25 protein-coding genes and 1 other RNA gene are annotated in these 22,947 nt (G+C 61.6%); 11 read left to right on the top strand and 15 right to left on the bottom strand.

The genetic code is table 11. The annotated features are described in order from the left end of the window. Window positions 1–29 precede the first annotated feature (29 nt). Window positions 30–566 carry an RBBP9/YdeN family alpha/beta hydrolase gene (locus AC1RO0_RS29150; protein ID WP_498596024.1) on the bottom strand — a complete coding sequence of 179 codons (537 nt, stop codon included), beginning with the start codon at window positions 564–566 and terminating at the stop codon, window positions 30–32. Window positions 567–678: 112 nt separating this feature from the next. On the opposite strand from AC1RO0_RS29150, the gene AC1RO0_RS29145 reads away from it, so the two are divergent. After that, window positions 679–1,152 (top strand): Lrp/AsnC family transcriptional regulator, encoded by a 474-nt coding sequence (locus AC1RO0_RS29145; protein WP_498596023.1) that lies wholly within the window; start codon window positions 679–681, stop codon window positions 1,150–1,152. Between the two features lie 21 nt (window positions 1,153–1,173). On the opposite strand, the gene AC1RO0_RS29140 is transcribed toward AC1RO0_RS29145, so the two are convergent. The 3 genes from AC1RO0_RS29140 to ffs all read right to left on the bottom strand — a co-directional run bounded on the left by AC1RO0_RS29140 (window position 1,174) and on the right by ffs (window position 3,631). Next, window positions 1,174–1,497, bottom strand: coding sequence for a YbaB/EbfC family nucleoid-associated protein (locus AC1RO0_RS29140; protein WP_007690284.1), 324 nt, complete (start codon window positions 1,495–1,497; stop codon window positions 1,174–1,176). A gap of 106 nt (window positions 1,498–1,603) precedes the next feature. After that, window positions 1,604–3,487, bottom strand: coding sequence for a DNA polymerase III subunit gamma/tau (locus AC1RO0_RS29135; protein WP_498596022.1), 1,884 nt, complete (start codon window positions 3,485–3,487; stop codon window positions 1,604–1,606). Window positions 3,488–3,534: 47 nt separating this feature from the next. Then, window positions 3,535–3,631: signal recognition particle sRNA small type (ffs, locus tag AC1RO0_RS29130), an RNA gene on the bottom strand. Between the two features lie 91 nt (window positions 3,632–3,722). On the opposite strand from ffs, the gene AC1RO0_RS29125 reads away from it, so the two are divergent. From AC1RO0_RS29125 to AC1RO0_RS29105, 5 genes are all read left to right on the top strand, one after another. Continuing rightward, window positions 3,723–4,133: an HIT family protein gene (locus AC1RO0_RS29125; RefSeq protein WP_498596021.1), complete on the top strand. Its 411-nt coding sequence runs from the start codon at window positions 3,723–3,725 to the stop codon at window positions 4,131–4,133. Further along, window positions 4,130–5,089 (top strand): NAD(+) diphosphatase, encoded by a 960-nt coding sequence (nudC, locus tag AC1RO0_RS29120; protein ID WP_498596020.1) that lies wholly within the window; start codon window positions 4,130–4,132, stop codon window positions 5,087–5,089. The genes AC1RO0_RS29125 and nudC overlap by 4 nt, the downstream gene beginning before the upstream one ends. Window positions 5,090–5,102: 13 nt before the next feature. Continuing rightward, the gene (locus AC1RO0_RS29115) at window positions 5,103–5,789 is read left to right on the top strand and encodes a helix-turn-helix transcriptional regulator (RefSeq protein ID WP_498596019.1); all 687 of its coding nucleotides are present in this window, start codon (window positions 5,103–5,105) and stop codon (window positions 5,787–5,789) included. Between the two features lie 84 nt (window positions 5,790–5,873). Further along, window positions 5,874–6,095, top strand: a complete 222-nt coding sequence (locus tag AC1RO0_RS29110) for a hypothetical protein (protein WP_498596018.1) — start codon at window positions 5,874–5,876, stop codon at window positions 6,093–6,095. Window positions 6,096–6,216: 121 nt separating this feature from the next. Beyond that, complete coding sequence (locus AC1RO0_RS29105; protein WP_153370221.1) at window positions 6,217–6,585, top strand: VOC family protein; 369 nt, start codon at window positions 6,217–6,219, stop codon at window positions 6,583–6,585. A gap of 191 nt (window positions 6,586–6,776) precedes the next feature. On the opposite strand, the gene AC1RO0_RS29100 is transcribed toward AC1RO0_RS29105, so the two are convergent. Continuing rightward, window positions 6,777–7,631, bottom strand: coding sequence for a prephenate dehydratase (locus AC1RO0_RS29100; protein ID WP_498596017.1), 855 nt, complete (start codon window positions 7,629–7,631; stop codon window positions 6,777–6,779). Window positions 7,632–7,653: 22 nt separating this feature from the next. Next, the gene (locus AC1RO0_RS29095) at window positions 7,654–8,409 is read right to left on the bottom strand and encodes a 3-deoxy-manno-octulosonate cytidylyltransferase (protein ID WP_498596016.1); all 756 of its coding nucleotides are present in this window, start codon (window positions 8,407–8,409) and stop codon (window positions 7,654–7,656) included. Between the two features lie 151 nt (window positions 8,410–8,560). Between AC1RO0_RS29095 and AC1RO0_RS29090 the strand changes: the two genes are divergently transcribed. Further along, on the top strand, window positions 8,561–9,148 hold the full coding sequence (locus tag AC1RO0_RS29090) for a c-type cytochrome (RefSeq protein WP_498596015.1): 588 nt from the start codon (window positions 8,561–8,563) through the stop codon (window positions 9,146–9,148). 71 nt (window positions 9,149–9,219) lie between these two features. Here the strand turns inward: AC1RO0_RS29090 and AC1RO0_RS29085 are convergent, their stop codons facing one another. Further along, window positions 9,220–10,380, bottom strand: coding sequence for a patatin-like phospholipase family protein (locus AC1RO0_RS29085; protein WP_498596014.1), 1,161 nt, complete (start codon window positions 10,378–10,380; stop codon window positions 9,220–9,222). Between the two features lie 142 nt (window positions 10,381–10,522). After that, window positions 10,523–11,467: an AEC family transporter gene (locus tag AC1RO0_RS29080; protein WP_498596013.1), complete on the bottom strand. Its 945-nt coding sequence runs from the start codon at window positions 11,465–11,467 to the stop codon at window positions 10,523–10,525. Between the two features lie 415 nt (window positions 11,468–11,882). Between AC1RO0_RS29080 and AC1RO0_RS29075 the strand changes: the two genes are divergently transcribed. Together AC1RO0_RS29075 and AC1RO0_RS29070 are read left to right on the top strand one after the other, a co-directional pair. Beyond that, window positions 11,883–12,875, top strand: a complete 993-nt coding sequence (locus AC1RO0_RS29075; RefSeq protein ID WP_498596012.1) for an adenosine kinase — start codon at window positions 11,883–11,885, stop codon at window positions 12,873–12,875. A gap of 118 nt (window positions 12,876–12,993) precedes the next feature. Continuing rightward, window positions 12,994–13,455 carry an SRPBCC family protein gene (locus AC1RO0_RS29070; protein ID WP_498596011.1) on the top strand — a complete coding sequence of 154 codons (462 nt, stop codon included), beginning with the start codon at window positions 12,994–12,996 and terminating at the stop codon, window positions 13,453–13,455. Window positions 13,456–13,497: 42 nt separating this feature from the next. Here AC1RO0_RS29070 and AC1RO0_RS29065 read toward each other — a convergent pair whose 3' ends face one another. Both AC1RO0_RS29065 and AC1RO0_RS29060 read right to left on the bottom strand, forming a co-directional pair. After that, complete coding sequence (locus AC1RO0_RS29065) at window positions 13,498–14,109, bottom strand: cadmium resistance transporter (RefSeq protein WP_498596010.1); 612 nt, start codon at window positions 14,107–14,109, stop codon at window positions 13,498–13,500. A gap of 87 nt (window positions 14,110–14,196) precedes the next feature. Continuing rightward, window positions 14,197–14,736, bottom strand: a complete 540-nt coding sequence (locus tag AC1RO0_RS29060; protein ID WP_007690257.1) for an SH3 domain-containing protein — start codon at window positions 14,734–14,736, stop codon at window positions 14,197–14,199. A 190-nt stretch (window positions 14,737–14,926) separates the two neighbouring features. Between AC1RO0_RS29060 and AC1RO0_RS29055 the strand changes: the two genes are divergently transcribed. Both AC1RO0_RS29055 and AC1RO0_RS29050 read left to right on the top strand, forming a co-directional pair. After that, the gene (locus AC1RO0_RS29055) at window positions 14,927–15,928 is read left to right on the top strand and encodes a 2-hydroxyacid dehydrogenase (RefSeq protein WP_498596009.1); all 1,002 of its coding nucleotides are present in this window, start codon (window positions 14,927–14,929) and stop codon (window positions 15,926–15,928) included. A 107-nt stretch (window positions 15,929–16,035) separates the two neighbouring features. Then, window positions 16,036–16,848 carry a class I SAM-dependent methyltransferase gene (locus tag AC1RO0_RS29050; RefSeq protein WP_498596008.1) on the top strand — a complete coding sequence of 271 codons (813 nt, stop codon included), beginning with the start codon at window positions 16,036–16,038 and terminating at the stop codon, window positions 16,846–16,848. Here AC1RO0_RS29050 and AC1RO0_RS29045 read toward each other — a convergent pair. The 5 genes from AC1RO0_RS29045 to dnaK all read right to left on the bottom strand — a co-directional run bounded on the left by AC1RO0_RS29045 (window position 16,845) and on the right by dnaK (window position 22,689). Beyond that, complete coding sequence (locus AC1RO0_RS29045) at window positions 16,845–17,324, bottom strand: GNAT family N-acetyltransferase (RefSeq protein WP_498596007.1); 480 nt, start codon at window positions 17,322–17,324, stop codon at window positions 16,845–16,847. The two genes, AC1RO0_RS29050 and AC1RO0_RS29045, sit on opposite strands and share 4 nt — an antisense overlap. Beyond that, window positions 17,321–18,091, bottom strand: coding sequence for a molybdopterin-synthase adenylyltransferase MoeB (locus tag AC1RO0_RS29040; protein WP_498596006.1), 771 nt, complete (start codon window positions 18,089–18,091; stop codon window positions 17,321–17,323). The genes AC1RO0_RS29045 and AC1RO0_RS29040 overlap by 4 nt, the downstream gene beginning before the upstream one ends. A 36-nt stretch (window positions 18,092–18,127) precedes the next feature. Then, window positions 18,128–19,255 (bottom strand): DNA replication/repair protein RecF, encoded by a 1,128-nt coding sequence (gene recF, locus AC1RO0_RS29035; protein WP_498596005.1) that lies wholly within the window; start codon window positions 19,253–19,255, stop codon window positions 18,128–18,130. A 282-nt stretch (window positions 19,256–19,537) separates the two neighbouring features. Further along, window positions 19,538–20,686: a molecular chaperone DnaJ gene (gene dnaJ, locus AC1RO0_RS29030; protein WP_498596004.1), complete on the bottom strand. Its 1,149-nt coding sequence runs from the start codon at window positions 20,684–20,686 to the stop codon at window positions 19,538–19,540. 83 nt (window positions 20,687–20,769) lie between these two features. Further along, window positions 20,770–22,689: a molecular chaperone DnaK gene (gene dnaK, locus AC1RO0_RS29025; RefSeq protein ID WP_007690238.1), complete on the bottom strand. Its 1,920-nt coding sequence runs from the start codon at window positions 22,687–22,689 to the stop codon at window positions 20,770–20,772. Window positions 22,690–22,947 lie beyond the last annotated feature (258 nt).

Genomic DNA, 22,947 nt, shown 5'->3' with positions numbered 1-22,947 from the left:
ATTTCAAGGACGCTTCCGGCTTTGGTCTTTCAGCCGAGCCCGGCCGAGAACCGCCGGAAAAGAGCTAGGCCCTCCGGCCAATCACCGATCCCCGAGGCGGCATTGATGTGGCCGAGCGGACCGACATCGACGAGTTCGCTGCCCCAGACGGAGGCGCTTTCCTTGGCATAGTCGAACGGGCCGTAGGGATCGTCGGTGCTGGTGACGAGAAGCGATGGAAACGGTAGCTTTCGGCGCGGCGGATTGGCGAAGCTGGGGGCTCCACTCAGATAGACCTCGCCGGTCGGATCCGGTACCGCAACGAGGAAGGCGCCGAGGACTCTAGTTTTCGCGGAAACCGCCCAATGTGCGATGAACTGGCAGGCGAGGCTATGGCCGACAAGGATCGGCGGCGTCTTTGCCCGGCCAATCTCGCGATCGAGCGCGGCGATCCAGTCAGTAAGCTCCGGCCTGTCCCAGCTCGCCGGCTGAAACCGGCGCAGTCGCGGGTCCTGTTGTTCCCACAGGGTTTGCCAATGGCCTTCTCCGGACCCGCCAAGGCCGGGGAGCACGATGATATCGCTCATATCTTTCCTCTCGCTGTCTGATGACGGAGAGAAACTGGCATACCGCTTCCATCATTGACATTGCAATCCATCGGATAAAGTTTGGCACTGACGATGAATTGAAGGTTCAGACATGGAAAGTTTCGAGAGAGATCTGGATCCGACCGATCTGTCGATGATCGAGATCCTGCAAGCGGATGGGCGGATTTCCGTCTCCGAACTCGGCCGCCGCGTCGGCCTGTCTCAGCCGGCCGCGTCCGAGCGCCTGAAACGGCTGGAGGAGCGCGGCATCATTGCCGGCTATCGTGCGATCGTCGATCCCGCCGCCGTCGGCCTCGGCATGATGGCCGTGATCCGGCTGCGGACGACGCACGAGCATATCCGTCCCTACCTCAAGCAATTTTCGGACATGCCGGAGATCATCGAGGTGCTGCGGTTGACCGGCGAGGATTGCTTCCTGCTCAAGGTGCTGGTGCCGTCGCCGGCCGACCTTGAAACCATCGTCGATTCCATCGCCCGGCATGGCGCTGTGACGACATCGCTGGTGCTGCGGAACGAGCCGGCGAAACCGATCGGCCGCGAACTCATCCGCAAGACGGTGCGCTGAATCTTTTCAGGAGGGCGCCTATCAGAAAGGCATCTTGAAGCCGGGCGGGATCGGCAGGCCGGCGGTGAGTTCGCGGGTCTTTTCGGCGGTGATCGCCTCGGCCTTGTCCTGGGCGTCCTTGTTGGCCGCGACGATCAGGTCCTCGAGGATCTCGACGTCGTCTTCCTTGAAGAGCGACGGGTCGATCTTGATGCCCAGCATCAGGCCCTTGCCGTTGACGGTGACGGTGACGAGGCCGCCGCCTGCCTTGCCTTCGACGCGGATGTCGGCGATCTCCGCCTGCATCTTCTCCATCTTGGCCTGCATTTCCTTCACTTTGCCCATCATGCCCATGATGTCGCGCATCGTTGCTCGTCCTTCTTCCGCGTCATTCATTATAGTTTAGTACAATATGTTTCGAATGCCACCCAGCAGATTTTGCTGCGTGGCTGTCCGGTTCGGCATCGTATCCTTAGAATTCGATGTCATCGCCCGGCAGGATATCGCCTTCGTCGGATTCGGCGGTCGCCGGAGCGGCGGTCTGTTCCTCTTCTTCGATATCGGGCGCACGCACGCGCACGTCGATGATCTTTGCGCCCGGAAATTGCGCCAGGATCGCCGCGACATCGGGATCCTGGCGTGCATCGGCGACCCGCTGCCGCTGCGCATTCGCCTCGGCTTCCACCACCGTCGGCTCGCCTTCGTCGCGGCTGAGGCTGACGATCCAGTGAATGCCGGTCCATTCCTTCAGCTTGACGGCAAGCTCGTTCAAGAGCGTTCCCGGCGCGCCCGGCGTCAGGCTGACGTCGAGCCGGCCGGGCTCCAGCCGCACCGGGCGGACGAAGCTGCGCACCATCGCCTTCAGCTTCGGATCGCGCTTCTGGCCGGCGAGTTCGGCGATATCGGTCATCGAATTGATGGCAACCAGCGGCTTCGGCGCTTCGGCAGGCCTCTGTTCGATACGGCCGACCGGAGCAGAGTCCGGCTGTGTATTCGGAACCGCGCGCAGCATGGCAACTGGAGCCTTTGGTGCGGGCCGCGGTGGGGCTGTCTCGACCGCGCGCGCCATCACATTGCCCTGATAGGAGACCTGCGTTCCGCCGCCTCCATTGCCGTTGGGCGAAGCGGGCGAGGGACGTGCGCCGCCGTTGCCATTGCTGTCGGAGAATTCGGCAAGCCGCCGCGCCGCATCTTCCGGCGCCGGCAGATGGGCGGCATGCGCCAAGCGGATCAGCACCATTTCGGCGGCACCGGCGGTGCGCGCCGCGCTTTCGGTTTCCGGTATGCCCTTCAGGAGCATCTGCCAGATACGCGACAAAGTCGTCACGGCCACGCCCTGCGCGAATTCCGCCGCCTTGTTGCGCTCGACTTCGCTCAGCGATGGATCATTGGCGGCATCGGGCACATATTTCAGGCGGGTGACGAGATGGGTGAAATCGGCAAGGTCAGTCAGTACGACGACGGGATTGGCGCCTGCCTCATACTGGCTGTTGAATTCCGCGAGCGCGGCGGCGACATCGCCCTTGATGATGTGATGGAAGAGATCGACGATGCGGGCGCGGTCGGCAAGACCCAGCATCGAGCGGACGGCGTCGGCCACGACCACACCGCTGCCATGGGCGATTGCCTGGTCGAGCAGCGACAGGCCGTCGCGGGCAGATCCCTCGGCGGCGCGGGCGATCATGGCGAGCGCTTCCGGCTCCGCCTCGATGCCTTCTTTGCCAGCGATGGTGGTGAACAGTCCGACGAGATCCGAGGCGCTGATGCGGCGCAGGTCGAAGCGCTGGCAGCGCGACAAGACCGTGATCGGCACCTTGCGGATTTCGGTGGTGGCGAAGATGAACTTCACATGCTCCGGCGGCTCTTCCAGCGTCTTCAACAATCCGTTGAAGGCGGCCGTCGACAGCATGTGCACTTCGTCGATGATGTAAACTTTGTAACGCGCCGAAACCGGGCGGTAGCGCACCTGCTCGATGATCTCGCGGATATCGTCGATGCCGGTATGGGAGGCGGCGTCCATCTCGATGACATCGACATGCCGGCCTTCCATGATCGCCTGACAATGTTCGCCGGGCTCGCGCAGGTCGATGGTCGGGCGGTCGATCTCGGGGGTTCTGTAGTTGAGCGCGCGCGCCAGAATGCGGGCCGTCGTCGTCTTGCCGACACCGCGCACGCCGGTCAGCATATAGGCCTGGGCGATACGACCGGTTTCGAACGCGTTGGTCAGCGTGCGAACCATCGGCTCCTGGCCGACCATCAGGTCTGTGAAATCCTTGGGACGATATTTGCGGGCTAGAACCCGGTAACCGGTGCCGGTCGAAGCGGCATCTTTTGCTTGTCGCTCGGTGTCGCTCATGGCCCTGCTTATTGCCCGCAGAAAGCCGGGCCTTGCTTTCAAAAAGGGTGGGAGGCTGGCACGATGACCCGTGCCGGGCTCGTTGGGGCTGCTTCCTTCCGGACCTGACCCAGTTGGCGAGTGGCTCGTCCACCACCAACCTCCCAGAGGCACATATCGGCAATATCGTCATCAAAAGCAAGCCAAGGTCAAAAAAAACTGCTAAACATTTGAAAAAACACCGGAGGATCACCCATTGAAGGAATTTACGCTCGACGATCGTCTGGCGAATGACAGCGTTTCCGTGACGATCACTGGCCTCTGCGACGTGCGCCTGTCGAAGGATAGCCGCTGGCCGTGGCTGGTGCTGGTGCCCCGCCGGCCCGGCATATCGGAAATATTCGAGCTGACCCCGCTGGACCAGGTTCTGCTGACCTTCGAGACCAACAAGGTGGCCGCTGCCCTGAAGACGGTGACCGGGGCGACAAAAATCAACGTCGGGGCTCTTGGAAATATCGTCCGACAGCTTCATGTTCATGTGATTGCACGGTTCGAAGGGGACGCGAACTGGCCCGGTCCGATCTGGGGCCACGGCAAGGCGGAACCCCATACGGACGAAGACATGAACAGCTTCATAGCCAAGTTGCGGGACACGCTTTCACAATGAACCACTCGATCTTCTCTTCGGATGCGCCTCACCCGGAAGCCAGCAGCCTCACCGCCTTTGCGGAAAACCAGCTCAACCGGGACGCCGAGCATCGTGACGAGGAAACGATCCAGCGCGCACTTTCGAAGGAAGGCACGCATATCCTGGCGTTCGCCAGGGACAAGCTGGTTCTGAAGCATGACGGTCAGGTGCTCGATCCGCTGTTTGCGCGCTACGAGCTGCAGGAACTCGATCCGGATTGGGAGGCGGCCGTGCTGCTCGGCTACCGCAAGACCGGCGAGCCGCGGCTGGCCGTGCCGGTGCGGATCAATGCCGATGAACTTGCCAGCCACTACAAGCCCGCCGATATGCGTTCCCTCTGGCGAGATTTCCTGCTTGAAGGCGAAATCCTCGGCGAGGCGGCGCAGGGCATGAGCCTCATCCGCTGGAACAGCGACAATCGCTTCTGCGGCCGATGCGGCTCGGTGATGGAAAGCCGCATCGGCGGCTACAAGCGGGTCTGCACCGCCTGCGAACACATGATCTTCCCGCGCACCGATCCTGTCGTCATCATGCTGACGGTCGACGAGGAGAAAAATCTCTGCCTGCTCGGCCGCAGCCATCATTTCGCGCCGGGCATGTATTCCTGTCTCGCCGGTTTCGTCGAACCGGGCGAAACCATCGAGAATGCCGTGCGCCGCGAGACGCATGAGGAGTCGGGCATCCAGACCGGCCGCGTGCGTTACCACGCCTCGCAGCCCTGGCCGATGCCGCATTCCCTGATGATCGGCTGCTATGCCGAGGCGAAGTCGACGGAGATCCATATCGACGCCACCGAGCTCGACGATTGCCGCTGGTTCACGCCGGAAGAGACACTCGAAATGCTCGATCGCGTCTCGGCTTCCGGCAACACCTCCCCGCCCAAGGGCGCCATCGCCCATCGCCTGATGCGCGACTGGGTGGAATGGAAACGATAGGTCCTCGTTTGCCATGGCGCGCTCGGAACGCTTGCTGACCCTGTTGCAGACGCTGAGGCGCTATCGCCGTCCGGTCAGCGGCGCGGTTCTGGCGGGCGAAACCGGCGTCAGCCTGCGCACGCTCTATCGCGATATCGCCAGCCTTCAGTCACAGGGCGCGATGATCGAGGGCGAGCCGGGCATCGGCTATGTCCTGAAACCCGGCTTCATGCTGCCGCCGATGATGTTTTCCCAGGACGAGATCGAAGCCCTGGTGCTCGGCTCCCGTTGGGTGGCGCGCGCCGCCGACGAGCGTCTGGCCGCCGCCGGCGCGGATGCGCTTGCCAAAATAGCCGCCGTGCTGCCCAATGATATGCGCGAGACCGTCGAGCAGGCGACGCTGGTCGTCGCCACCCGCCGTGCGCTGGAGGATAAGGCCGACCTCTCTCTCATGCGCAAGGCGATCCGCTCCGAACGCATCGTGCAGCTCACCTATGGTGATGTGAACGGGGCCATTTCGACCCGGCGCATCTGGCCCTTTGCGCTCGGCTATTTCGACGAGGTGCGCATGGTTATGGGCTGGTGCGAATTGCGCCAGGATTTTCGTCATTTCCGCGCCGATCGCATCGTCGATTTCGCCGTGCTGGAGACCCGCTACCCGCGACGCCGCGTCGTGCTTGCGAAGGAATGGCACAAGCAGCAGGGCATGGTCCACGATTGATCCCCAAGCAATAGACTACTGCCAGAAACTGTCAGTATGGACGGTTATTATCGCTCCTATTCCACACAGGAAGGAGGACCGATCATGGAAAGCCCCGCTTTCATCGCCCGAGAGGACACGCATCGTTCTGCGGCTCGTGCGCCGTTGGCGCAGGCTTGGCTGCAACGTCTTGCGCAGGCGACGCTTGGCCGTTTCGCGCGGCAGCGTTCTCGCCTCGATCTCGACGAAGCGCCCGATGTTATGAAACGCGATCTCGGTTTTCTCGACGGCTGCGCCCCGTATCGCGAGGACGTTCGCCTGCGATAGGCGCTTCTGAGACGCATCCCAACTACCCATCGACAAACATCTGCTCCGGCAAGGTCCGTCATGACCTGTCGGCCGGGACAGATATTGCCGTCATATCCCCAGCACCAAGAGGAATATCCCAATGACCAGCCCGAACCTCATCATCTTCTACGTCAAGGACCCGGCCGAAAGCATACCCTTCTATCGCGATCTGCTCGGCCGCGAGCCGGCCGTTGCCGCGCCGAATTTCGCGGCCTTCCCGCTCGACAATGGTTTCACCCTGGGCCTCTGGCGCCGCAGCAGCGTCGAACCGCAGCCGTCCGCGATCGGCAGCCGCGGCGAACTCGCCTTCATGGTCGAGGGTGAAGGGGCGGTGGCGGAACACTACAAGGACTGGAAGGCGCGCGGCCTGCCGGTCGCCCAGGAACTGACGACGCTCGACTTCGGCCCGACCTTCGTCGTGTTGGACCCGGACGGTCATCGCTTGAGGGTTTGTGAGCCGGATAAGTGAGCTGTAGAGTATGCCGTTTTGCCCCTCACCCTAGCCCTCTCCCGTTTTGACGGGGAGAGGGGACGACCTCTGTATCCGTCTAGGGAGTTGGCTGGATGGAAGGCTGTGGGTGCGTCTGTCCCCTTCTCCCCGCAGGCAGGGAGAAGGTGGCCGATAGGCCGGATGAAGGGCTTTCCAGCAGCTATGAAGCCCTAAAGCTGCCCGCGCATCGGGTGCCCCTTATAGACCCCCAATATCCGGACCTTCTCGGAGAAGAACCGCAGTTCCTCCAGTGCGCGTTGCACATTCGCGTCGGTCGGATGGCCCTCGATGTCGGCGTAGAACTGCGTCGCTACGAAACGGCCGCCGAGCTGGTAGCTTTCCAGCTTCGTCATGTTGATGCCGTTGGTGGCGAAGCCGCCGAGTGCCTTGTAGAGCGCTGCCGGAATGTTGCGGACGTTGAAGACGAAGGTGGTGACGATCTTTTCCTCCGGCGAGCTGCGCTCCGCCCATTTCTCCTCACGCGACAGGATGACGAAGCGCGTCACGTTGTCCTCGGTATCCTCGACGTTTTCGGCGATGATATCGAGCTTGTAGAGGTCGGCCGCCAGCCGCGGCGCAAGGGCTGCCATCGTACGGTCGCCGGTTTCCTGCACCAGCTTGGCGGCACCTGCCGTATCGCCGGCGACGACCGGCTTCCAGCCATTGGCGCGCACGATCTTGCGGCACTGGCCGAGCGCGTGGATATGGCTGTGGACCGTGCGGATCTCTTCCTTCTTGACGCCCGGCAGCACCATCAACTGGAAGCGGATCGGCATGAAATATTCGCCGACGATATGCAGGTGCGATTCAGGCAGCATGTGATGGATGTCGGCAACGCGGCCGGCGATCGTGTTCTCGATCGGGATCATGCCGAGATCGGCCTCGCCATTATCGACGGCGGCGAAGGCATCCTCGAAGGTCTGGCAGGGCAGCGGCGCCATGGTCGGGAACATGTCGCGGCATGCCATGTCGGAATTGGCGCCGTACTCGCCCTGGAACGAGATCTTGTTGGTCTTGGTGGTCATGGGACTGCCTTTAAGGGGGGGGTCAGCGAGAGGCGCCGGAAAGGATGCGTCGGGCCTTTTCGAGGTCGGCGGCAGTATCGACACCGAGCGGGATCGTGTCAACGATCTCGACATCGATACGCATGCCGGCTTCCAGAGCCCGCAATTGCTCCAGCGATTCGCGCTTTTCCAGCGGTGAAGGGCCGAGGCTGACGAACTTTTCCAGCGCGGCGCGGCGATAGGTATAGAGGCCGATGTGATGATAGAGCGGCCCCTTGCCGTAAGGGGCGGTGGCGCGGGTAAAGTAGAGCGCGCGCAGCCGGCTTTCGGAAAGAGCCGAGCCGACGACCTTGACGACGCTCGGCAGGGTCTTTTCTTCCTCGTCCTTGATCTCGACGGTCAGCGTCGCGATGTCGACGACAGGGTTTTCGAGCGGGCGCAGCGAGGCGCGGATGGTTTCGGGATCGATGGTCGGCAGGTCGCCCTGGACATTGACGATAAACTCGGCGCGGCCATCCGGATCCACGGCCCGCAGCGCTTCATGGATGCGATCGGAGCCGGATTGATGATCCATGCCCGTCATGACGACATCGAAACCGGCATTGGCGACGGCGGCATAGGTGTCGTCATGATCGACGGCAACGACGATGCGACCGATCGCCGCCTCGCGCGCGCGCTTGGCAACCTGTACGATCATGGGCAGGCCGCAAATATCGGCGAGCGGTTTGCCCGGCAGGCGTGTGGAGGCCATTCGGGCCGGAATGAGCACCAGCGTCTTGTCTAAGTTGGAATCTGTCATCGTTGGGCCTTCTATTCCCGCCGTAAAAGTGTCAAAACGTCTCATGGTGGAGACCGTTTACAGAGTTGCAAGAAACAGCCAAAAGACATAGGTTTCGCGCGAATTCAAGATGGGCCGGCAGTCACTGCCGGAGGCGAGGGGAGCATAGCAGATGAATTCATCCTACGTGAACATGGGTGTCGGGGCACTTCTGGCAACACTTTTCGTGCTGAAGTCCGTGTCGCTCGCGTCAGGATTTATTTTCCATTCAGAGGTGCCGGAAAAGCCCGGCTTTGAAATTGTCGCCGCCGAAGCACCGGCCGGGGATGCCGGCGGCAAGGCTGCCGAGGCAAAGGAAACACCGATCGCGCAATTGCTGCAGACGGCAGACGCCAAGGTCGGCGAAACGATTTTCAAGAAGTGTCAGGCCTGTCATTCCGGGGAAAAGGGAGGGCCAAACAAGGTTGGCCCGGATCTCTGGGGTATTGTCGACCGTCCGGTCGCCGAACATGAGGGCTTTGCCTATTCCGCCGCCATCAAGGGCTTTTCCAAGGATGGCGCGGAGAAGTGGACCTACGATCATCTTTATCACTTCGTAGCGGCACCGAAAAAGTTCATTTCCGGAACGGCGATGGGCTTTGCCGGCTTGCCGAAGGAAAAGGATCGGGCCGACCTCATCGCCTATCTGCGCACGCTGGCCGATACGCCGGTGCCGCTGCCGGATCCGAATGCAGCGCCGGCGCCTGCCGCGACGAACTAGAGAAAGTCCAGGCGAATGATTGCCAAAAACCCGGTCGCTTCGATCGGGCTTTTGGCCGTTTCGGCGGCTCTTCAGGCTGAATGCCGGCGCGACCGTGTTCTCTGGTCGATGTCATAGACCTTGAGCCCGTCCTCGGCGCTCGGCGGCACGCGCCAGTCCTCCGCCATCAGCGCCTTGCGCGCGTCGCGCAGGCCCGTCTCCCAATGCTCGTGCATCGACAGCGCCGAGAATTCGTAGTCCTTCGAATGCGAGCGGAACTGCTTATTGCGGTAGATCAGATGGATGATGGTGACGCCGTAGTCCGAGCATTGCGCCTTCAGCTTCTGGACCTCGGGGTCGGCCTTGGCTTCTTCCGGCAGGCGTGCGTAAAGCTCCGAGATCGTGCGGCGCAGGCGATGGCGTTCGAGGAAAAGGTCGGTGTTGAGCCGGGTGCGGCTGGAATAGGTGATGTCCTTGCGCCGCTCTTCCACCTCTTCGAGATCCTGCGGCTGCGGGCCGGCGGCGCTGAAAAGATCGACCTGGAAGACCACGGTGTCGACGTCGGCGCCATTGCGCAGCACGTAGGTTAGCGGCGTGTTGGAGACCAGGCCGCCATCCCAGTAATAGTCGTTGCCGATCTTGATGGCCGGGAAGCCGGGCGGCAGCGCGCCGCTCGCCATGACGTGTTCGGGCTTGATCTGGACGTCCCGGTTGTCGAAGAAGGCGAAATTGCCGGTGCGGACGTTGACGGCGCCGAGGCTGAGCCGCACCGGGCCGTGGTTGATGCGGTCGAAGTCGACATGGTCGAGCAGCGTCTGGCGCAGTTGCTCGGTATCATAAATGCTGGTTGCACCCGCCGAACCGCGCGCCTGAAACCAGGATGGGATCTGCCAGGGCGAGAAAAAGCCGGGCACGCCGAAGGTCGAGACCCACCAGCTGCTGACGGTGCGGTAAAAGGGATTGGTGCCGCGCTGCTTCTCCATCAGGAGGTCGACCGGCATCTGCACGCTGACCTTGTTCCAGAAGGATCGCAGCTTCTCCAGCCGCTCGCCCGGCACGTTGCCCGCCATGATCGCGGCGTTGATCGCGCCGATCGAGATGCCGGCGATCCAGTCCGGCTCGATATTCTGTTCCCGCAACGCCTCGAAAGCGCCCGCCTGGTAGGAGCCGAGCGCGCCGCCGCCCTGCAGCACGAAAACCTTCTGCGCATAGGCCGAAGCCGGATTGGTGGTGAGTGGCGCTGCAATATTCATGGTTCCATCCTTTGCTGCGCTCCATCCTTAGCGGTGGCGATGCGCAAATATATGACCATTTTCCTGCCTGCTTCTCCAAAGGTGGAGATATATCGTCGCAGCATTGAGGCGGAGATGAATCCGCACAAGCCTGCTGCATGCCCTAGCCGAGCAAATAGGCCCAAAGTGACACTGAGAAGGCGCCGAGCGCGGTCGTCAGTGTGATCGTCGATGCAGCGAGACTGTGGCCGACGCCGAAGCGATTGGCAATCAGCCAGGCGTTCACGCCGGTCGGAACTGCCGCGGTCAGCACGAGTGCGGCTCGCCATTCCGGGCTGAGACCGAGAAGGTAGCTTGCCGCAAGCACGCAGGCCGGCAAGAGCACGAGCTTGAAGGCCGCGGTGACGCTGGCTATGCCGAGATTGCCGGAAACCCCATATTGCCGAAGCGCCATGCCGAGCGAAATCAGCGCCGCCGGACCGGCGATATTGGCGATGTTGTCGACGACGGTGCCGAGCGTTGCCGGCAAGGGAATGCCGATGAGGTGCACGACAAGCCCGCCGAGAAGCCCGATGACCAGCGGATTGCGGACGAGGTTGCGGCCGACCTGTTGCAGAAGCTCGAGCATGCTGCGTCCGGCACCGCCATTTTCCCTGCGCTCAGCCTGCTCCATCAGCAGCGTGCCGGCGATCATCATGGTTGGCAAATGCACGGCAATCAGGATCGACATCGCCATGATGCCGTCAGGACCGACCGTGCGTCCCACCAGGGGCAGGCCGATGAAAATCGTGTTGGCGAAGGCGGAGGAGACGCCGGCGAGCACGCCGATGCGAGCATCCCGCCCGAACAGCCGCGTCGCCACCAGATGGCCGGCCGTCCAGGTGACCGCAACGCCGGCGAAATAGGCGGCCCACAGTCGGAACGGCGAAGCGCCGCGAAAATCCGCTTCCGCAATGGTCTGAAACAGCAGCAGCGGCACGGCGATCTTGAAGACGAACTCGCTCATCGCCTCGCCGACGCTGGCCGTCAGGATGCCGGTACGCACGATCACCCAGCCGACAAGAATCAGCAGGAAGACCGGGAGAACATCGGAAAAGATTTCGGACATGCTGGCAAGGAGTGTGGGGTGGGATCGAGGGATATGATCCCAGAGTTGTAACAGCTTGCCGCATCGTGGAAAGCCGAAAAGCAGGCGGGCACAAAAAAAGCGGGCTGAGCCCGCTTTTCAGCGTCCGGTTCTCGCCGGAGTCCTCCCGGTATACAAGCCGCCAGTTCATCCGTGGTCAGCGCGCGTACCGGTGAGGCGGAAGGTATCATACCCTCCCAGACTGGCCTTGGATGCCTTGTCCGCATCCCATGCCAGCCGCTTGATAGAAATTTACAGATGGAAAGTGACAGGCAAATGACTGATCGGAATTTAGTTATCTGGTAGTTATCCGGTAGATTGCGGATTCTTCTTCCAAACTTCCGAAAAACCGATAATACCGATTAACGGCTATCACCAATACCGGGGCACTTTCTCGATGACTCGTTTCGATGTACTGACCGTTGGCAATGCTATCGTCGATATTATTGCACGCTGCGACGATCAATTTCTGATCGACAACAAGATCACCAAGGCCGCGATGAATCTCATCGATGCCGAGCGTGCCGAACTTCTCTATTCGCGCATGGGTCCGGCGCTCGAAGCCTCCGGCGGCAGCGCCGGCAACACGGCGGCGGGCGTGGCGAATTTCGGCGGCAGGGCCGCCTATTTCGGCAAGGTCGCGGAAGACCAGCTCGGGGAAATCTTCGAGCACGACATCCGCGCCCAGGGCGTGCATTACGAGACCAGGCCGAAGGGCACGTTTCCGCCGACCGCCCGCTCGATGATCTTTGTGACCGAAGATGGCGAGCGCTCGATGAATACCTATCTCGGTGCCTGCGTCGAGTTTGGCCCGGAAGATGTCGAGCCAGATGTCGTCGCCGATGCCAAGGTCACCTATTTCGAAGGCTATCTCTGGGATCCGCCGCGCGCCAAGGAAGCGATCCGCGAATGCGCCCGCATCGCCCATGCCCATGGCCGGGAAATGTCGATGACGCTCTCCGACAGCTTTTGCGTCGGCCGTTATCGCGGCGAATTCCTCGACCTGATGCGCTCCGGTACCGTCGACATTGTCTTTGCCAATCGTGACGAAGCGCTGTCGCTCTACGAGACCGAAGATTTCGACAAGGCGCTGACGCTCATCGCCGCCGACTGCAAGATCGCCGCCGTCACCACCGGCAAGGATGGAGCCGTCGTCGTGCGCGGCAATGAGCGCTACGTCGTCGATGCCCACCCGATCGAGGAGCGCGTCGATACGACCGGCGCCGGCGATCTCTTCGCCGCCGGTTTCCTGTTCGGTTATACCCAGGGCCGCAGCCTCGAAGATTGCGGCAAGCTCGGCAATCTCGCGGCGGCGATCGTCATCGAGCAGATCGGCCCTCGGCCGATGAAATCACTGTCGGAAGCCGCCAAGGAATTTGGGCTTATCTAAACGCCCGTTCGTACTTCCGTTCGAATCGAAACCGTCCGCAACAGATCGTTGCGGGCGGTTTTTTGTCGAGCTTTCGAGGCGAATGCGGTCTGTTGACTATTTCCCAAGTTCACACATCATGAGTGAACGCCTCAAAAATGGGTTTCCCATGAACAGCGATGCATCTTGGAGCAAGTCTTACAGCTGCGACGTCGATGCTTCGCAGCGGGCAATCTGGCAGGCACTCGCTGACGCCGGCAGTTGGAAGCTGTGGAATCCGGGCGTGAAATCAGTCCAGCTGGATGGGAATTTCGTCACGGGAACCTGGTTTTCGATGGAGCTGCCTGACGGCGAAATTATCCGTAGCAGACTTACCGATGTGAGCGCGCCACAGCGTTTCATCGACGAGACTTTGGTTGGCGAAACGCTGATTCAGGTTGAGCATAGCATCGAAGCCGTGGCCGACGATCAGTGCCGGGTCATCTACGCCGTCAACTCGCAAGGGTTTGACGCTCAGGCCATTGGAGAAGCGGTGAGCGCGGATTTTCCGGACGTACTGGCAAGGTTGGCAAAATATGTCGTCGAAAGAACTGCCGGATGATCTGATCCAATTGGCGAAATTGAACAGACTTCGAAGTGAGCACTACCGGTGCAGCAACTCAATGGTTCCGGCCTCGTGGAGAATCAGTAACCCAAGTGCCACGAGCACGAAGGGCACCACTCGGTTTCCATACCGCCTGATCGGCGCGCCGATCGTGCGGTGATTGACCAGGTAGTGGGCGGAGCCGATCCACATGGCCGTCAGGAAAACGAAGATGACGGCGATCGTCGCAACCTCATATATGGTGCGCGTCGCAAATATCGGCGTGTAGATGCTGATATTGTCGCCGCCGTTCGCCATCGTCACCATCGCGACGGCCGCGATCTTGCCGTGTCCGGCTGACGCTTTCTCATGATTTTCGGGATCGTCGTCGGCATCGGTGCCTTTCCATACCTCCCACAGTTTTTTCAGCCCGATAAAGATCGGCGCCAGGCCCAGCAGGCCGATATAGGCGGCGGGAATGACGAGAGAGATGAAGGAAGCGAGGAGGCTGACGGCAAAAAGAATGGTAATGCCGAGATACTGGCCGATGACAATCTGCCGGGCGCGGAATTTCGGATCCACGAAAAATCCGAGCAATACGAAGATGTCGTCCACATTCGTCGATACGAACATGACGACGGCGACGCCGAGAATTCCGGGCAAGTATTCCACGATCAGATCTCTTCCGATGCCAGGTGCATCATTGCGTCGGAATAGTCACGCGATCGTGGCTCCCATGGGGCATGAAGGCTGCTTCTATTACTTGAAGGCTTCGCCGGGATAGGCGCCCCAGATCTCGGACTGCGCCACCCAGCCCTCGGTGCCGTCGGCGGTCGCAAGGCACCAGTCGCCGGTGCATTCGCGGACGTTCATCATTACGCCCGGCTGAAGCTTGGCGATGACGGTGCCGGATGGTTGGGCATCACGGCGCATGTTGACGAATACCGCCTTGCCCTTGCCCTTCATCCACGGGGCTGCAAGCGCGGAGCGCTGGCCGGAGAGCAGCGACTGGTTGACCCAACCCTCGGTGCCGTCGGCGTCACGCACGCGCCGCCAATTGTCGTATTCTTGAATGATTTCGACCGGCAGGCCCTGCTTGAGATAGAGCCACGAGACGGCATAGTCCGCGCTCGGTCCGACGCGCAGGTTGACACGCTTCGACTTCAGCGTGACGAAGCGTGGCAGCGGCAATCCGCTCGGTCCCTTGGCGGCCTGGGCCGCGGCAAGATCGGCGGTGGCGCCGGCCATCATCAGGCCGATCGCGAAAACAGCGCAGGACTTCAATACTTTGCCACGCATAGGGGTTTCCGTTCGTTCATCATGATCAAGGCGCTGTCAGGCTGCCTATTTGCTCCGACCATCGGCAAATCCTCGGCGCCGCCAGCGAGTTTTGTTTGTCTTCGCCTGCGGGTCTGGTAGAAATGCCCGGAACGGGAAAATTATCCTGCTTCTTGGTTAAAAACATCTGAACAAGGCATCGCCGCTCGCCATGACGACGAAGAAAAAACCGAAGGTCTACGTCACGCGCAAACTGCCCGATGCGGTCGAGACGCGGATGCGTGAGCTGTTCGATGCCGAACTCAACATTGACGACGTGCCGCGCACGCAGGCGGAGCTCGCCGAAGCCGTGCGGACGGTCGATGTGCTGGTGCCGACGGTTACCGACCGCATCGACGCCGCGTTGATCGAGGAAGCCGGACCGCAGATGAAGCTGATTGCCAGCTTTTCCAACGGCACCGACCATATCGACGTCGAAGCCGCCGCCCGCAAGGGAATCACGGTCACCAATACGCCGAATGTGCTGACCGAAGACACGGCCGACATGACCATGGCGCTGATCCTTGCCGTGCCACGTCGGCTTGCCGAAGGTGCGCGGGTGCTGACGGACAATCCCGGCGAATGGGCCGGTTGGTCGCCGACCTGGATGCTCGGCCGCCGCATTCACGGCAAGCGTATCGGCATTGTCGGCATGGGCCGCATCGGCACCGCCGTCGCCCGTCGCGCCAAGGCTTTCGGCCTATCGATCCATTATCACAACCGCAAGCGCGTCAGCGCGGCAACGGAAGATGAGCTGGAGGCGACCTATTGGGACAGCCTCGACCAGATGCTCGCCCGCGTCGACATCGTTTCCGTCAATTGCCCGTCGACGCCAGCGACTTTCCACCTGATCTCGGCGCGGCGTCTGGCGCTGCTGCAGCCGACCAGCTATATCGTCAACACGTCGCGCGGCGACGTCATCGACGAGACGGCGCTGATCAAAATCCTGCGCGAGGGCAAGATCGCCGGCGCCGGCCTCGACGTCTTCGAGAACGAACCGGCTGTCAATCCGAAGCTGGTGAAGCTCGCCAACGAGGGCAAGGTGGTGCTGCTACCGCATATGAGCTCGGCCACCCTCGAAAGCCGTATCGACATGGGCGACAAGGTGATCATCAACATCCGCACTTTCATCGACGGCCACCGGCCGCCGAATCGCGTTCTGCCGTTCCGCTGAGCTAGACCGCAGACACATATGTTTACGGGCCTCTCGGTCGAAAACGACCAGAGCGGAAAACGATGTGCTATACTTGCGGGCTATCAAACGGACGGCGGGTGATGGCAATGCTGGAAACGGACAAGGTATTCGCCGGTTCTATCCCGGAAAACTACGACCGCTATATGGTGCCGTTGATTTTCGAGCCCTTCGCCGTGGATCTTGCAGGACGGGCAGCGTCCCTGGCGCCGGGCGCCGTCTTGGAGATTGCCGCGGGCACCGGTGTTGTTACCCGCATGCTGGCGCCAAAACTGTCTGCCGACTCAAGCTATATCGTCACCGACCTCAACCAGCCGATGCTCAACTACGCCGCTTCGCAACAAGGTCCCGACAGTCGCATCCAATGGCATCAGGCGGATGCTATGGCATTACCATTCAAAGATGCGGCCTTCGATCTCGTTTGTTGTCAGTTCGGCGCGATGTTCTTTCCCGACCGCGTGTCTGCCTACCGCGAAGCAAAGCGGGTCCTGAAGCCCGGAGGGCATTTTCTGTTCAACGTATGGGATCGCATTGAGGAGAATCTCTTTGCGAATGACGTGACGAATGCTCTCGCTGAGATGTTTCCGAACGATCCACCGCGTTTTCTGGCACGCACGCCGCACGGCTATCACGATACGGCATTGATCCGCAGTGAGCTGGAGGCGGCAGGCTTCTCCAGCGTGGTGATCGAGACGAGAGCCGAACAAAGCAGTGCATCCTCGCCGCGCATTCCGGCCGTTGCTTACTGTCAGGGAACTCTTCTTCGCAACGAGATCGAGGCGAGGGAGGCGGGAAAACTGGACGCCGCGACCGACTACGCTGCATCCGTGATTGCAGATAGGCATGGTGGCGGCGAGATTGCCGCCAAAATTCAGGCGCACGTCATCGTGGCCGTTGCTTAAATCAGAGCTTTCCGCATCTCGATCGACGTCGTGCGATCGAATCCAGCATGTCGGTTCTCGGCGGTTTTCCGGAATCCCCAGGCGGCGAAGGTGGCATGATTGCCGGTCAGCTCGATTCGGGTTTCCAGCCGCAGCGTATCGAGCCCAAGCTCTCGCGCCGTTGCCTCCGCGAGCGCCAGCAGCCGTCGGCCGATGCCTTTGCCCTGCTCGGACGGCAGGATGGCGAGCTTGCCGATATAGAGGCTCTCAGCCTCCGGGCGGCAGAATATGCAGCCGGCTACTCGATTGCCATCGAGCGCGACATAGCCGATTTCTGTCCTCGCCTTTTCCTTCAGCGATTGCGGCGTCAGCGACAGCGCCGAGGAGGGCGGGTCGATCCGGCCGTTCATATAGGCGAAGGAGGCGAGGATGAGCGCGAGCAGCTCGTCCCAGCGCTCGAAGCTGCCGTCGAGGCGTTGCAAGATGATTTCGCTCATTCGGCGGCGGTCCTCGCGCGCTTGCGGCGGTAGCGGATGGTGTCGAAGCGGGCGGCAAGTCCGTCATAGAGCAGCAGCCGGCCGATCAGCGGTTCGCCGGTGCCGGTGATGATCTTGATCGCTTCCATCGCCATCAGCGTGCCGATGACGCCGGTGAGCGCGCCAATGATGCCGGTCTCCGCGCAGGCGGGAATGAGGCCCTCGGGCGGTCGCGTTGGAAAGAGGTCGCGATAACCGGGGTTCAGCGTGCCGTCCGCATCGGCCTCGTAGGGCTTCAGCGTCGTCACCGATCCGTCGAACCGGCCAACCGCACCGGTCACCAGCGGCAGGCGGGCCAGTTCAGCCGCGTCGGCAGCGGCATAGCGCGTGTCGAAATTGTCGGAGCCGTCGACGACGAGATGGAAGCCGGCGAGGTGCCGCGCGGCGGTCTGCGTCGAAAAACGCTCCTCGAAGCGGATCGTGCGGACATGCGGGTTCAGCCGCGCGATGGCGTCGGCAGCGCTTTGCGTCTTCAATTCGCCGATCGTGCCGGTATCGTGGATCACCTGCCGTTGCAGGTTGGAGAGCGAGACGCGGTCATCATCGGCAATGCCGATGGTACCGACGCCGGCGGCGGCGAGATATTGCAGCACCGGTGCACCAAGCCCGCCGGCGCCGATCACCAGAACGCGCGCCGTCTTCAATTTCTGTTGCCCCGCGCCGCCCACTTCGGGAAGCAGGATGTGGCGCTGATAACGGGCGATTTCGTCTGGGGTCAAAGGGTCCATGGCAAGATAATATCACGCTCTGCGGAAAATTCGCCGCTACGATTTCGTAATGCCGCCATGCGCGACGGTGAAGAATTGCGCCCGTTCGCCGAGTGCGGAGAACATCGCCTTGTCGGTGCCGGTCATGAAGGCCTGGCCGCCAAGCCCGTCGATCAGGTCAAAAAGAGCGGCGCGCCGGCCTTCGTCCAGATGTGCGGCGATTTCGTCGAGCAGAAGGATCGGCGCATGGCCGGTCAGATTGCCGACGAGGCGGGCGTGCGCAAGGATGAGGCCAACCAGCAGCGCTTTCTGCTCGCCCGTCGAGCAGCGCTCCGCCTCCATGTCCTTCTCGCGATGACGCACCAGAAGATCGGTCCGGTGCGGCCCGTCCAACGTGCGCCCGGCGGCCGCGTCACGATAGCGTCCCTCGCGCAGCATCCCGGCATAATGATCCTCGAGATCGAGGGCGGGGCGGTCGAACTGCCCGTCAAGAAAGCCGGAGAGTTCGAGTACGGCCGAGGGAAAGGGCGTCGCCTCGCGCGTCTCGGCGATCAGCCGGGTGAGAAGGCCGAGCATTTCCTGCCGGGCAAGCGCCATGGCAATGCCGAGGCTCGCCATCTGCTCCTCGATGCCGGCAAGCCAGGAGGGGTCGAAGCGGCTTTCGGAAAGCAGCTTGTTGCGGCTGCGCATGGCGCGTTCGAAGTCGCTGGCGCGGCGGCCATGCGCCGGATCGAGCGACAGCACCAGCCGGTCGAGGAACCGGCGGCGCTCGGAGGAACCGCCGGTGAAAAGCCCATCCATGGCCGGCGTCAACCAGAGCACGCGCAGATGGTCGGTCAACTCGTCGACGGTCCTGGCCGGTGTGCCGTTGATACGGAGCTTGCGCGCCGTCGTCTCGTCGGAGGCGTCGACGCCGGTGCCGATCTCGACACTGTCCTCCATACCCTCAAGCTCGGCAAAGATCGAAAAGCCGTTTGGCGCATCGACGCGGACGACATCCGCATAGGCCGCACGCCGCAGGCCGCGCCCGGGTGAAAGCAGAGAGACCGCCTCCATCAGATTGGTCTTGCCGGCGCCATTGTCGCCGGTTAGCACCACATGCCGCTCGTCAAGCGCCAGCGCCGCCGTCGCATAATTGCGAAAGTCGGTCAGCTTCAGGCGCGAGATGAAAACCTTATGCGGCATCGGTCATCCGGATTCGTGTCGATGGCCGAGGGGTATGCCGAACATTGGCCAAGTGCAAGGATTTTGCCGATTGGATGAAGCGCGGTCGGGCCGCCTCGTCCTTCGAGGCTCCGGCCTTTGGCCTCCGCTCCTCAGGATGAGGCGGAGCAGGCTCGTTGCCACGACAAAACAGAGATGAGCGATGAACCCGTAGTGCGGCTGGGCGAAAAGATTAGCCCGCCAAAACAAAAAAATCCGGCCGATGATTCGGCCGGATTCATGTGAAACAATTTGATTCGCTGCTTAATCGCTGAACGTGTCGAAGAAATCCTTCATCCGGGCGAAGAAGCCGGTTGATTCGGGATTGTTGTCTTTCGAGGAGATCTGTTCGAATTCCTGCAGCAGCTCGCGCTGGCGCTTGGTGAGCTTCTGCGGCGTTTCGATCTGGATCTGGATGTAGAGATCACCGATCTGGCTGGAGCGCAGCACCGGCATGCCCTTGGCCTTCAGGCGGAATTGCTTGCCGACCTGCGTGCCCTCTGGAACGGTGACGCGTGATTTCGTGCCGTCGAGCGTCGCGACGTCGAAGGTGCCGCCAAGCGCTGCCGTCGTCATCGAGATCGGCACCGCGCAATAGAGATCGGCGCCGTCGCGCTGGAAGAATTCATGCGGCTTGACGGAGAGGAAGATGTAGAGATCGCCCGATGGACCGCCGCGTGTGCCGGCTTCGCCTTCGCCCTGCAGGCGGATGCGGGTGCCGTCCTCGATGCCCGAGGGGATGTTGACCGAGAGCGAACGCTCTTCGGTGATTCGGCCCTGGCCGTGGCACTTGCCGCAGGGATCGGGAATGGTCTGGCCGCGGCCGTGGCAGGTTGGACAGGTGCGTTCGACCGAGAAAAAGCCTTGCGCGGCGCGCACGCGGCCCGAGCCCTGGCAGGTGCCGCAGGTCTTCGGCTGGGTGCCCGGCTTGGCGCCGGAACCGGAGCAGACGTCGCAGGTGATCGAGGTGGGCACGCGGATTTGTGCCGTCTTGCCGGTAAAGGCTTCCTCGAGCGAGATTTCCATGTTGTAGCGAAGATCGGCGCCGCGTTCGCGACCGCCGGAGGAGCGTGCGCGGCCTCGGCCGCCACCCATCATCTCGCCGAAGATATCCTCGAAAATGTCGGAGAAACCGCCACCGCCGCCGAAGCCGCCGCCACCAAAACCGCCGCCGCCCATGCCGCCATGCTCGAAGGCGGCGTGGCCGTAACGATCATAGGCCGCACGCTTGTTCGGGTCCTTGAGCGTTTCGTAGGCTTCGTTGATTTCCTTGAACTTGCGTTCGGCGTCATTGTCATCGGGGTTCTTGTCCGGATGAAATTGCATTGCCAGCTTGCGAAAAGCGCTCTTGAGCTCTTTTTCGTCCGCTGTCCTGGAGACGCCCAATGTCTCGTAGTAGTCCGCTTTTGCCATTAAGGATTAGACCCCGGAAATGGATTTCCGGCTGCCAAAAGGCAGCCGGAGCTAAGTTTCCTCGAGAACCTTTCGGTTCGCGCTTATGCAGACCGCTTGCGGTCGTCCTCGTCCTTGATTTCCTCGTAGTCGGCATCGACGACGTCGTCGTGATGGCCGCCTGCCGAGGCATCAGCGGAAGGAGCTTCCGACTGCTGGGCCTCATAGATAGCCTGGCCGAGCTTCATGGACACTTCCATGAGCGTCTGGGTCTTGGCCTTGATGTCTTCAGCATCCGGCTCGGATGCTTCGGTTGCCGTCTTCAGCGCTGCGATCGCCTCGGAGATCGCGTTGCGATCGGCTTCGGTCACCTTGTCGCCAAAGTCCTTCAGCGACTTCTCGCTGGAGTGGATCAGGCTTTCGGCCTGGTTCTTGGCTTCCACGCCTTCGCGGCGCTTCTTGTCTTCGGCAGCATGCGATTCGGCATCCTTGACCATCTTCTCGATGTCGGCGTCGGAGAGACCGCCCGAAGCCTGGATGCGGATCTGCTGTTCCTTGCCGGTGCCCTTGTCCTTGGCCGAAACCTGGACGATGCCGTTGGCGTCGATGTCGAAGGTGACTTCGATCTGCGGCATGCCGCGCGGTGCCGGCGGCAGGCCGACGAGGTCGAACTGGCCGAGCAGCTTGTTGTCGGCGGCCATTTCGCGCTCGCCCTGCGAGACGCGGATGGTCACGGCCGACTGGTTGTCGTCGGCGGTCGAGAAGGTCTGCGACTTCTTCGTCGGGATCGTCGTGTTGCGCTCGATCAGACGGGTGAAGACGCCGCCCAGCGTTTCGATGCCGAGAGACAGCGGGGTGACGTCGAGGAGCAGAACGTCCTTGACGTCGCCCTGCAGAACGCCGGCCTGGATGGCGGCGCCAAGAGCGACGACTTCATCCGGGTTGACGCCCTTGTGCGGCTCCTTGCCGAACAGCTGCTTGACGACTTCCTGTACCTTCGGCATGCGGCTCATGCCGCCGACGAGAACGACTTCGTCGATCTCGGCAGCCGTGACGCCGGCATCCTTGAGGGCGGCCTTGCAGGGCGCGATGGTGCGCTGCACGAGGTCGTCGACCAGGCTTTCCAGCTTGGCGCGGGTCAGCTTCAGCGTCAGGTGCTTCGGGCCGGTGGCGTCAGCGGTGATGAAGGGCAGGTTGATTTCGGTCTGCTGCGCGGAAGACAGTTCGATCTTCGCCTTTTCGGCAGCTTCCTTGAGGCGCTGCAGAGCGAGCTTGTCGCCCTTGAGGTCGATACCATTGTCCTTCTTGAACTCGGCAACGAGATACTCGACGAGACGCATGTCGAAGTCTTCACCGCCCAGGAAGGTATCGCCGTTGGTCGACTTCACTTCGAAGACGCCGTCGCCGATTTCCAGGATCGAGATATCGAAGGTGCCGCCGCCAAGGTCGTAAACGGCGATGGTCTTGCCGTCCTTCTTGTCGAGGCCGTAAGCGAGAGCCGCAGCGGTCGGCTCGTTGATGATACGCAGGACTTCAAGACCGGCGATGCGGCCGGCATCCTTGGTTGCCTGGCGCTGTGCGTCGTTGAAGTAGGCCGGAACGGTGATGACGGCCTTTTCGACCTTTTCACCGAGATAGGCTTCTGCGGTTTCCTTCATCTTCTGAAGGATCATTGCGGAAACCTGCGCGGGCGAATAGCCCTTGCCGTGGGCTTCGACCCAGGCGTCGCCATTGTCGCCCTTGACGATATTGAAAGGAACAAGGTGCTTGTCCTTTTCAACGGTCGGATCTTCGTAGCGGCGGCCGATAAGGCGCTTGACAGCGAAGAGGGTATTGGTGGGGTTGGTGACCGCCTGGCGCTTGGCCGGCTGGCCGACGAGACGTTCGCCGTCTTCAGTGAAGGCTACCATTGAGGGGGTAGTGCGGGCGCCTTCGGCATTCTCGATGACTTTCGCGTCCTTGCCGTCCATGACGGCGACGCAGGAATTTGTCGTTCCAAGGTCGATACCAATTACTTTTGCCATGTCATTCTCTCCTTGAAGCAAGCTATCGGAACCCCTGTCAGGCATTCCATTGACAGCCCCTTACGGGATGGTCTTGAGGATTGCGCAGCCATGACTGCGGTGATGCCGCGTATATAAGTAGCGGTTTTACTGACTGCAAGGCGGGAAATCACCCGGAATCCAGCAAAACGAATGGTTTGTCGCTCAAATTCCACAGTCCCGCATTGCGCCTGCGGAGCTGGAGAATTGGCGCGACCATCTATCAGATCAGCCTTGCTT

The organism is Rhizobium sp. GW821-FHT14E12, from assembly GCF_058803745.1.
Note: the sequence above shows the minus strand (reverse complement) of the source record. Positions and strands in the feature narration are given on the sequence as shown.